The organism is Streptomyces lydicus (assembly GCF_001729485.1).
In the GTDB taxonomy this organism is placed as follows: Bacteria; Actinomycetota; Actinomycetes; order Streptomycetales; family Streptomycetaceae; genus Streptomyces; species Streptomyces lydicus_D.
In genome coordinates this window covers 5,097,515-5,106,234 of record NZ_CP017157.1, presented here as the reverse complement: position 1 = coordinate 5,106,234, position 8,720 = coordinate 5,097,515, and the positions used below count along the sequence as shown (strand labels likewise).

General features: G+C 73.9%; 9 protein-coding genes. 4 read left to right on the top strand and 5 right to left on the bottom strand.

What is annotated here, in order from left to right; translation table 11 throughout:
* The 4 genes from SL103_RS22295 to SL103_RS38005 all read left to right on the top strand — a co-directional run bounded on the left by SL103_RS22295 (position 1) and on the right by SL103_RS38005 (position 4,008).
* Positions 1-1,272, top strand: a complete 1,272-nt coding sequence (locus SL103_RS22295) for a hypothetical protein (protein ID WP_069570722.1) — start codon at positions 1-3, stop codon at positions 1,270-1,272.
* 191 nt (positions 1,273-1,463) lie between these two features.
* The gene (locus SL103_RS22290; RefSeq protein ID WP_069570721.1) at positions 1,464-2,681 is read left to right on the top strand and encodes a M12 family metallopeptidase; all 1,218 of its coding nucleotides are present in this window, start codon (positions 1,464-1,466) and stop codon (positions 2,679-2,681) included.
* Positions 2,678-3,670: an MvdC/MvdD family ATP grasp protein gene (locus SL103_RS38010; RefSeq protein WP_069570720.1), complete on the top strand. Its 993-nt coding sequence runs from the start codon at positions 2,678-2,680 to the stop codon at positions 3,668-3,670. The genes SL103_RS22290 and SL103_RS38010 overlap by 4 nt, the downstream gene beginning before the upstream one ends.
* Positions 3,667-4,008, top strand: a complete 342-nt coding sequence (locus tag SL103_RS38005; RefSeq protein ID WP_069570719.1) for a YbaY family lipoprotein — start codon at positions 3,667-3,669, stop codon at positions 4,006-4,008. The genes SL103_RS38010 and SL103_RS38005 overlap by 4 nt, the downstream gene beginning before the upstream one ends.
* A gap of 18 nt (positions 4,009-4,026) precedes the next feature.
* Here the strand turns inward: SL103_RS38005 and SL103_RS22275 are convergent, their stop codons facing one another.
* The 5 genes from SL103_RS22275 to SL103_RS22255 are packed head-to-tail and all read right to left on the bottom strand — an operon-like array spanning position 4,027 to position 8,720.
* Positions 4,027-5,277, bottom strand: a complete 1,251-nt coding sequence (locus SL103_RS22275; protein WP_079145908.1) for a thiolase family protein — start codon at positions 5,275-5,277, stop codon at positions 4,027-4,029.
* Positions 5,231-6,805, bottom strand: a complete 1,575-nt coding sequence (locus tag SL103_RS22270) for an AMP-binding protein (protein WP_069570718.1) — start codon at positions 6,803-6,805, stop codon at positions 5,231-5,233. Before SL103_RS22270 ends, SL103_RS22275 begins: the two co-directional genes overlap by 47 nt.
* A gap of 6 nt (positions 6,806-6,811) precedes the next feature.
* Entirely contained in the window at positions 6,812-7,393 is a 582-nt protein-coding gene (locus SL103_RS22265) for a biotin transporter BioY (protein ID WP_208869931.1), read from the bottom strand.
* Complete coding sequence (locus tag SL103_RS22260) at positions 7,390-8,046, bottom strand: energy-coupling factor transporter transmembrane component T family protein (RefSeq protein WP_069570717.1); 657 nt, start codon at positions 8,044-8,046, stop codon at positions 7,390-7,392. The genes SL103_RS22265 and SL103_RS22260 overlap by 4 nt, the downstream gene beginning before the upstream one ends.
* A complete protein-coding gene (locus SL103_RS22255; RefSeq protein WP_069570716.1) occupies positions 8,043-8,720 on the bottom strand; it encodes an energy-coupling factor ABC transporter ATP-binding protein in 678 nt (225 codons plus the stop codon). Before SL103_RS22255 ends, SL103_RS22260 begins: the two co-directional genes overlap by 4 nt.

Genomic DNA, 8,720 nt, shown 5'->3' with positions numbered 1-8,720 from the left:
ATGTCACCCATCGGACCACCTCAGGCACAGGAAGGCCCCAGCGGCTTCGACCCGGGGCAGGAGGACCCGCCGGTCAAGTTCGGCGTGTGGGGCGACAGTTCGGTCGGGGCGGGTGTCGTCGGCAGCAGCGGACGGCCGGGCACCACCGGCCCGAGCGGGCCGGTCCCCGGCGGAGCGGGCACCTTCGGCATCAACCAGGAGAGCCAGGGCATCGGCGTGCTGGGCCGCGCCGACGCGAACACCGGGACGGCCGTCCTCGGCACCAGCGCGCAGGGCACCGGCGTGGCCGGCCGCAGCAAGGGCGCCAATCCCGGAGTCGCCGGCGTCAGCAAGGACGGTGACGGGGTCACCGGCTCCAGCACGGCCGGGAACGGGGTGTCGGGCGTCAGCACGGCCGGAAGCGGCGCGTCCGGCACCAGCACGGGCGGAACCGGCGTGGTCGCCGGCAGCCAGAGCGGCCCGGGGCTCAAGGCCGACAGCGTCGCGGGTGCCGGGATCACGGCCCACAGCGACACGGGCTCCGGGATCACGGCCTACAGCTTCGACGGCATCGGCATCCTCGGCCAGTGCGGCCACAGCGACTCGGGCGGCTTCGGCTTCGGCTTCAGCCCCAACAACGCCCCCGGTGTCATGGGCACCAGCTTCAACGGCTCCGGTGTGCACGGATTCTCCTTCAGCGAAACAGGGGTGAGCGCCTTCGGCGCCTTGGGAGTCTTCGCCAGCGGGCAGCCCGTGGCGGGCCAGTTCAACGGAGACGTCCATGTGACCGGCTCCCTGATCCAGGGCGGCGGCGGCTTCCACATCGACCATCCGCTCGACCCCGAGAACCGCTTCCTGGACCACACCTTCGTGCAGTCAGCGGAGATGAAGAACGTCTACGACGGCACCGCCACCCTCGACGAGGAGGGCGCCGCGACGGTCCGACTGCCCGACTGGTTCGACGCGTTGAACGAGAACTTCCGGTACCAGCTCACGGCGGTCGGCGGGCCGGCACCCGGCCTGCACATCAGCCGCGCTGTCGAGGACAACCACTTCGCGATCGCGGGCGGCGAGCCGGGGCAGCAGGTCTGCTGGCAGGTCACCGGAGCCCGCCGGGACGCCTGGGCGCGCACCCACCCGGTCGTCGCGGACGGCAGGAAGGAACCCGAGGAGCGCGGCTACTACCTGCATCCGGAGGCCCACGGGCAGCCGGCCGAGCGGTCGATCGCGCTGCTCCGGCACCCCGAGGCCGTGACGCGGGAGCGCCGCGTGGAGGAACCGGAGAGGGTCTGATCGGCGCCCGGTCACCCCGCAGCGGAAGGAGGTGCCCCGACGCGCATCGGGAGCGAAGGCCGGCCCCGCCACCGCACGGCGCCGTCCGGTTGCGACTGCGCCGGCGCCGGACGGCCGTACGCCGCGAGCGGAGCCGGCCGGAAGTCATCGCAGGTGACGAGAGCGCCTGCCCGCACGCACCGAGGTGAACGATGAATGCCAGCCAGTCCGCGTCCCCCCGCCGGACACAGAAGACCGCCGCCGCCAAGCCCCCCGCCCGGGGCGGACGGGCGAGCAAGGCCGCCGCAGGCTGCGGCGGCGAGTACCGGTCCGGCCCGATCTGCGGCACCGCGCTGCTGGACGGGGCCACGTTCCGCGCGAAGGGCGTCCAGTACGCCGACGTGAACGGAATGGCCGTCGTCGAGGGCGACATCGTGATCGGCACCGTGAAGGAGGTGCAGGAGGCCGCGGCCGAGGGCGGCAACGCCGTGCTGTTCCGCTCCGTCGGCATCACGGGGCAGCAGTTCCGCTGGCCGAACGCCGTCGTCCCCTTCGAGATCGACCCGGCCCTGCCCGACGTGGACCGCGTGTTCGACGCGCTCGCCCACTGGAGGTCCCGCACCCGGATCCAGTTCGAGTCCCGGACCGACGACAACGAGGCACTCTTCCCCGACTTCGTACGCTTCGTCCCCGGGGACGGCTGCTCCTCCTCGGTCGGCCGACAGGGCGGCATGCAACAGATCACGCTGGGCGACGACTGCTCCGCCGGCAACGCCATCCACGAGATCGGCCACACCGTGGGCCTGTGGCACGAGCAGAGCCGCGAGGACCGCGACCGCTTCGTCACCATCGTGTTCGGCAACATCGACCCGGCCCAGCAGCACAACTTCCTGCAGCAGATCTCCGACGGTGACGACATCGGGCCGTACGACTACGGCTCGATCATGCACTACTCGCCCGGGGCCTTCGCGATCGACCCGAACCAGCCGACCATCGTCGCCAAGCAGCCGCTGCCGCCCGGCGTGGTGATGGGCCAGCGGACCGCGCTGTCCCAGGGCGACCTGGCCGGCGTCCAGACCCTCTACCCCAACGCCCCGTCCACGGCGAAGGAGCTCGCCAAGGATCCGGAGAGCGACTTCACGCTCAAGGAGCAGGCCAAGGACCCGGTGAACGACGCGCCCCCCAAGCCGCCACCGCCCCTGGAACTCCAGAGCCCGGCCGGCGGCAGCCCGTTCGTGCTGGCCACCCCGCACCAGGCGCCCGCACTGACCGGCTCGCCCGATGGGCTGGCCGAGCAGGTGCACCGGCTCACCCAGCTGGTCGGCTCCCTCCAGCAGGACCTCGCGGCCGTGTCCGCGAGCCACCACAGCCTCCTGACCCGGCTCGGCCCGCTGCTCGCCGGCCGGGACGGCACCGGGCAGCTGTCATGATCCTCGTCGTCTCCTACGACGAGGACCACACCCTGGACGTGGTGCGCCGGCTGGAGCGCGCCGGCCGCGAGGTGATCCGGGTCGACCTGGCGGACTTCCCCGCCCGTGCGGTGGTCAACCTCGACTACGCCGACGGAGAGCGGCCGGACTGCGGCCTGACGACCCGCACGGGATACGCGTCCCTGGGCGGCTGCCGGGCCGCCTGGTGGCGCCGGGTGCGCCCCTTCACCGTCGATCAGCGGCTGCGCACGGCCCGGGACCAGGGCTTCGCGGCCAGTGAGACCGGCCAGTCCCTGCACGGCCTGTTCCACTCGCTGCCCTGCACCTGGGTCAACCCGCCGTCCCTGGACGCCCTCGCGCACCACAAGCCCTACCAGTGGGAGACGGCCCGCCGGGCCGGGCTGACGCTGCCGCGCACCCTGGTCACCAACCAGCCGGAGCGGGCCCGTGAGTTCATCCGGGACGTCGGTATCGGGCGCACCGTCTTCAAGGCGTTCCTGGCCCACACGGAGGCATGGCGGGAGACCAGACTGGTGCGGCCCGAGGACCTGGTGCAGCTCGACGCGGTCCGCTACGCGCCGGTGATCTTCCAGGAGTTCGTCCCCGGGGCCGATCTGCGCGTCACCGTGGTCGGCGAACGTCTCTTCGCCGCCGAGATCGACGCGTCGGCGACCAGCTACCCCGTCGACATGAGGACGGTGGTCGATCAGGCCCCGGTGCGGCCGGTGACGCTCCCGCCGCCTCTCACCGACGCCCTGCTGCGGCTGATGGGCGGCCTCGGCCTGGTGTACGGCGCCGTCGACCTGCGCCGCCGCCCGGACGGACAGTATGTGTTCTTCGAGGTCAACCCGGCGGGGCAGTGGCTCTTCGTGGAGCACCGCACCGGCCTGCCGATCTCCGCCGCGGTCGCCGCGCTCCTGGCACGGCTCGACGACCGGGAACCGGAACGCACGGCGGCACCGCCGCCCCTGGCCGGCAGCGCCGCATGACCCGCCTCGTCCGCGGCGTCGTGGCACTGCCCGCCGAAACGCCCGCCACCCCGGCGGCCCGGGCCCTGGTGGAGGTCCGGGACGTCTCGCTGGCCGACGCCCCCTCCACGGTGGTGGCCGCACAGGTCCTCACGGACGTGCCGCTGGCCCCGCACGGCCGGTTCCCCTTCAGCGTGGAGGTGCCGGACCTCGACCCCGCCGCCACCTACGGCCTCCGCGTCCACATCGACCTCGCCGGAACCGGCTCCGTCGAGTCGGGCGACCTGATCAACACCCGGACGATCACCGTCCCCCCGGAGCCCACCGACGTGCTGACCGCGCCGGTCAGCGTGGTCTGAACGCCGCGCCGCCGCCGCTCAGTCCGTCCCCTGCGCGGCGAACAGCGCGGTGAGTCCCAGCCCTCCGGCGATGCCCAACATGGCCAGGCCACGGGAGCCGAGGGGGAGGTCCGGCGCGGGCGCGCGGACGAGCTGGGTGAAGAGGCGGGTCACCAGGACCGCGCCGGAGGCGCCGAAGGGATGACCCAGGGCGAGGGCACCGCCGTCGAGGTTGATCCGCTCCTCGGCGATGCCCAGGGCGTCGAGCGAGGCCAGGACCTGGGCGGCGAACGCCTCGTTGAACTCGATGCGTTCGGCGGTGGCGAGGTCCGGGCACCGGGCCAGCAGGCGCCGGGTGGAGGCGATCGGGCCGATGCCCAGCAGGTTGGGGTCCACACCGGCCGCGCTCGCGTCGACGAAGCCGAGGACCCGGCGGTGGCCCAGCGCGCGGGCCCGCGACCGGCTGGTGACCACGACCATGGCCGCGCCGTCGTTCAACGGACAGGAGTTGCCCGCGGTGACCGTGCCCTCGCCGGGGGCGGCGAAGAGCGGCCGCAGCGCGGACAGCGCGGCCAGGGAGGTGTCGGGGCGCGGGCACTCGTCGAGGGTGACCGTCGCGCGGGCGGTGCGCACCGGGGTGATCTCCGCGGTGAAACGGCCGTCCTCCCGGGCCTCGACGGCGCGCCGGTGGCTGCGCAGGGCGAACTCGTCCTGCCGGCGGCGGCCGATGCCGTACCGGGCGGCGACGTTCTCCGCGGCCACGCCCATGTCGGGGTCGCCCACCGACTCCGGGGCGAAGCGGGCGCGGGCGTAGAACTCGGGGAGGCCGCCCGGGCGGGACGGCTGCCGCACCCGCCAGGGGGCGGTGCTGACGCTCTCGCCGCCGCCCGCGAGATACACCTCGCCGGCCCCGGCGGCCACCATCCGGCAGGCGAGGACGATCGCCTCCAGGCCGGAGCCGCACTGCCGGTCCACGGTGACGCCGGGCACCTCCGTCGGCAGTCCCGCCTCCAGTGCGGCCAGCCGCGCGAGGTTGCCGCCCCCGCCGGCCGCGTTCCCGACGATGACCTCGCCGACCTCCGCCGGGTCGGCGCGCGCGTCGGCCAGCACGTCCCCGATCACGGTCGCGAGCAGCTGCGACGCCTCGACGCCGGCCAGCGCGCCGCCGGCCCGGCCGATCGGGGTCCGGCGGGCGGCGACCACCACCGGTTGCCGGTCGTCGGGGAGGTGGTACCCGGTGGCGTCAGTCACCGGACGCGTCCGGGAGCGGGACGAGCCGTGCGTCGTCATGGGCGATCCACTCCTCGACCCGGCCCCGTGCGATCTTGCCGCTCGACGTCAGCGGCCACGAGTCCAGGGTGTAGAAACGGCGGGGGACCTGGTAGCGGGGGAGGACGGCGGCGCACAGGTCGCGCACCGCGGCCTGGCTCAGCCCCCGTGTGCCCGCCCCGGAGACGACGGCGACCAGCGCCCGGCCCAGATAGCTGTCGGGCACCGAGGTCACCAGCGCGGTGTCTATCCGGTCCAGCCGGATCAGCGCGTTCTCCACCTCGGAGGGGTAGACGTTCAGCCCACCGGTGATCACCATGCCGCCGCGGCCCAGGAGATGGAGGTGCCCGTCCGGCGTGAGCCGGCCGGTGTCCCCGACGGTGGCCCAGCCCCCTTCGGTGCGGAAGCTGCCCTCGCCCCACACATAGCCGTCGCAGACCAGCGGACTGCGCACGTGCACCACACCGGGCGAACCGGGCGGTACGGGGGCGCCCTCGGCGTCGCGGAGTTCCAGGGTGACGGAGGGGAAGGGCGTGCCGACGTCCTGGTCGGCCGCTCCGGGACCCGGCGAGCCCACGGTGACGAAGCCGAGTTCCGAGGCGCCGTAGTACTCCCGTACCTGCGCCTCGGGCAGCAACGCGGCGACGGGGCCGAGCAGTTGCGGAGGGAGTTTGGCGCCTCCGCTGACCACCGTCTCGACGGTGGTGAACCGCCGGCCGGGCGCGTCCGGTGCCCCGGCGGCGGCCGTGCACAGCGCGCGGAGCATCGTCGGTACCACGATCAGCCGGCGTACCGGGGCCCGTTCCAGCTCCCGGAGCACCGCCGCGGCGTCGAATTTTCCGAGCCCGTGGAAGGCCGCCCCGCTCTCCAGGCACTCGGCGAGCGCGTAGAGGCTCAGACCGTGGGCGAGCGGCCCCGGCGCGAGCGTGTGCCGGTCCGCGTCCATGCCCCAGACCTTGCGGCCGTCGGCCAGGCTGATCCGCCAGGAGCCGCGGGAGCGGAGGAACGCCTGCGGGAGACCGGTGCTCCCGGACGTGAACCCGACCAGGAAGGGAGCGGAGTCGTCGCCGGCCCGCAGCTGCTCCGCCGGGTCGGCGCCGAGCCCCGCGGCGAGCCACTCCTCGTAGGAGCCGGGGGAGCCGGCGCCGCCGGCGAGCAGCGTACGGATGCCGAGCCGCTCGGCGACCTCGTGCAGCGCGGCCTGTCCGGCCGACAGCACCAGCAGGTCGGGGCGGAGCCGTTCCAGCACCGCGCGGGTCTGCTCCGTGCCCCATTGCGGGTCGAGGACGGCGCAGACGCCGTCACCCGCGGTCCCGCCGGTGAACAGCTCGGCGAAGACGGGGTGGTTGCCCGTGCCGAGGGCGAGCAGCGGAGCGCCGGCCGGCAGCCACTGCCGGTCCGGCGGCCGTAACGCCCGCAGACCCGCGGCCACCGCCGCGGACCGTTCCGCCAGCTGACGATGGGTGAGGGCATGCCCGTCCAGGACGAAGGCCGGCTCGTCGCGGCGCGGTCCCGTCCCCGTCCGCGCCACCCGCTGTGCCAACGGCATCCGCGCTCACCTCGGTTCGATCGGATAGGAGCGGCGTACGTTGTGCGCCACGGCCGCCGCGGCCGCCGCCTTCAGCGTGTCGCCGACCGCGAAGTACAGGGCACCGACCGCGGCCTTGCCCATGCCGAGCCCGGTGCTGACCGCCGTCCAGGGGATGCCGATCGCATAGACGACGACCAGTCCGCCCGCGACGCAGGCCGCGAAGTACGCGGCGAGCTGCGGGGCGCGGCGGCTCACCCGCATCGCGAACGTCTTCACCAGCAGCCCGGTGACATACGCACCGGGGATCCAGCCCAGCAGATAGCCGCCGGTCGGCCCGGGTATCACGCCCAGTCCGCCCCGGCCACCGGCCAGCACCGGCAGCCCCAGCACCGTCAGCAGCACCACCAGCGCGCAGGCGCACGCGCCGCGGACCGGACCCAGTACCGCTCCGGCGAGCATCACCCCGAGTGTCTGCAGGGTGATCGGGACCGGGACGATGGCGATGTTGACCGGGGGGATCAGCCCCAGGGCGACGATGATCGCGCAGAACAGGGAGATCAGCACGATGTCCTGGGTGGACATCAAGGGACGGGTGCGTGCGGTCATCCGGTTGCCTTTCCGCTGGGCCGTTCCTGACGGTCGAGGTGGCCGGAACGGGCCGGCGGGTAGCAGCGCGCGTCGATCGCGGCCGCGATGTCCTCCGCCGACCGCAGCACCCGGATCACCAGCGGCACGACGAGCGCGAGCGGACTGCCCCGCAGACCGCGCGCCGCCTGCGCCTCCCGGATCTCCTGGAACTGCCGGAACACCTCCGGGATGAAGCGCAGCGCCAGCGACACCGCCAGCGCGACGGCGGAGGCGTTCACCAGCCCCGCCCGGTCCAGCGGCCGCAGCACCAGCTCCAGCACCTCCTGCAGCTCCGAGGTCCGGGTGGTGAGCGTGACGCTCAGCGCGGACAGCAGCAGCACGACCAGCCGCAACCCCACCACGAGCGCGGCGTGCACCGACTCGGTGAGCGCCGCCACCGCCACCACGGCGGCCAGGATCAGCAGCGGCCCGCGGAGTTGCCGGACGAGCTGCTCTTGGGGCGCGCGTACGGACAGCAGCAGGGCCAGCGCGACGGCGGCGGCCGGGCCGAGGACGGCCACGGAGGTGGTGAGGAAGACGGCCACGCCGCACAGCAGCAGCGCCGCCAGCTTCCACCGGGCCCCGGTCCGGTGCAGCGGGGAGGTGCCGGGGACGTACAGCGACATCCTCATGAGCAGCGTTCCACGTACCAGGGCACGGCGGTCCGCGGCGGGCCGTCGTGCGCCACGCGGCCCCGGTCGAGGACCAGGACCCGGTCGAAGCCGGTCAGCAGGTCGAGGTCGTGGGTGAGGACGACGGCCTGCTGGGGCAGGGCGGCGACGGTGTCCCGGATCAGATTGCGGTTGCGCAGGTCCAGCAGGGTGGTGGGCTCGTCGAACACCACCGTCTCCGGCCGCATGACCAGCACCGCGGCCAGCGCGACGAGTTGCTTCTCGCCACCGCTCAGGGCATGGCTGGGCCGGTCGGCCAGGGCCGCGATGCCGAGGTGCGCCAGCTGTTCGCGGACCCGGCCGGGTATCTCCTTGCGGGGCACGCCGGTGTTCCGCAGGCCGAAGGCCATGTCCTCCTCGACGAGGGGCAGCACGATCTGGTTGTCGGGGTTCTGGAAGACGAACCCGACCTGCCGGCGGATGCGCCGGACGTCCTTCGCGGTGTCGTGGCCACCGACCAGGACCGTTCCCTCGTCGGGCAGGACCAGGCCGTTGAGCAGCCGGGCGAAGGTGCTCTTCCCGGAGCCGTTGGAGCCGATGATTCCGATCCGCTGCTCGGTCAGCTCGACGTCCAGCGCGTCCAGCACCGTGCGCGTGCCGAACCGCACGGAGACGCCGTCCAGAGTGATGCGCAC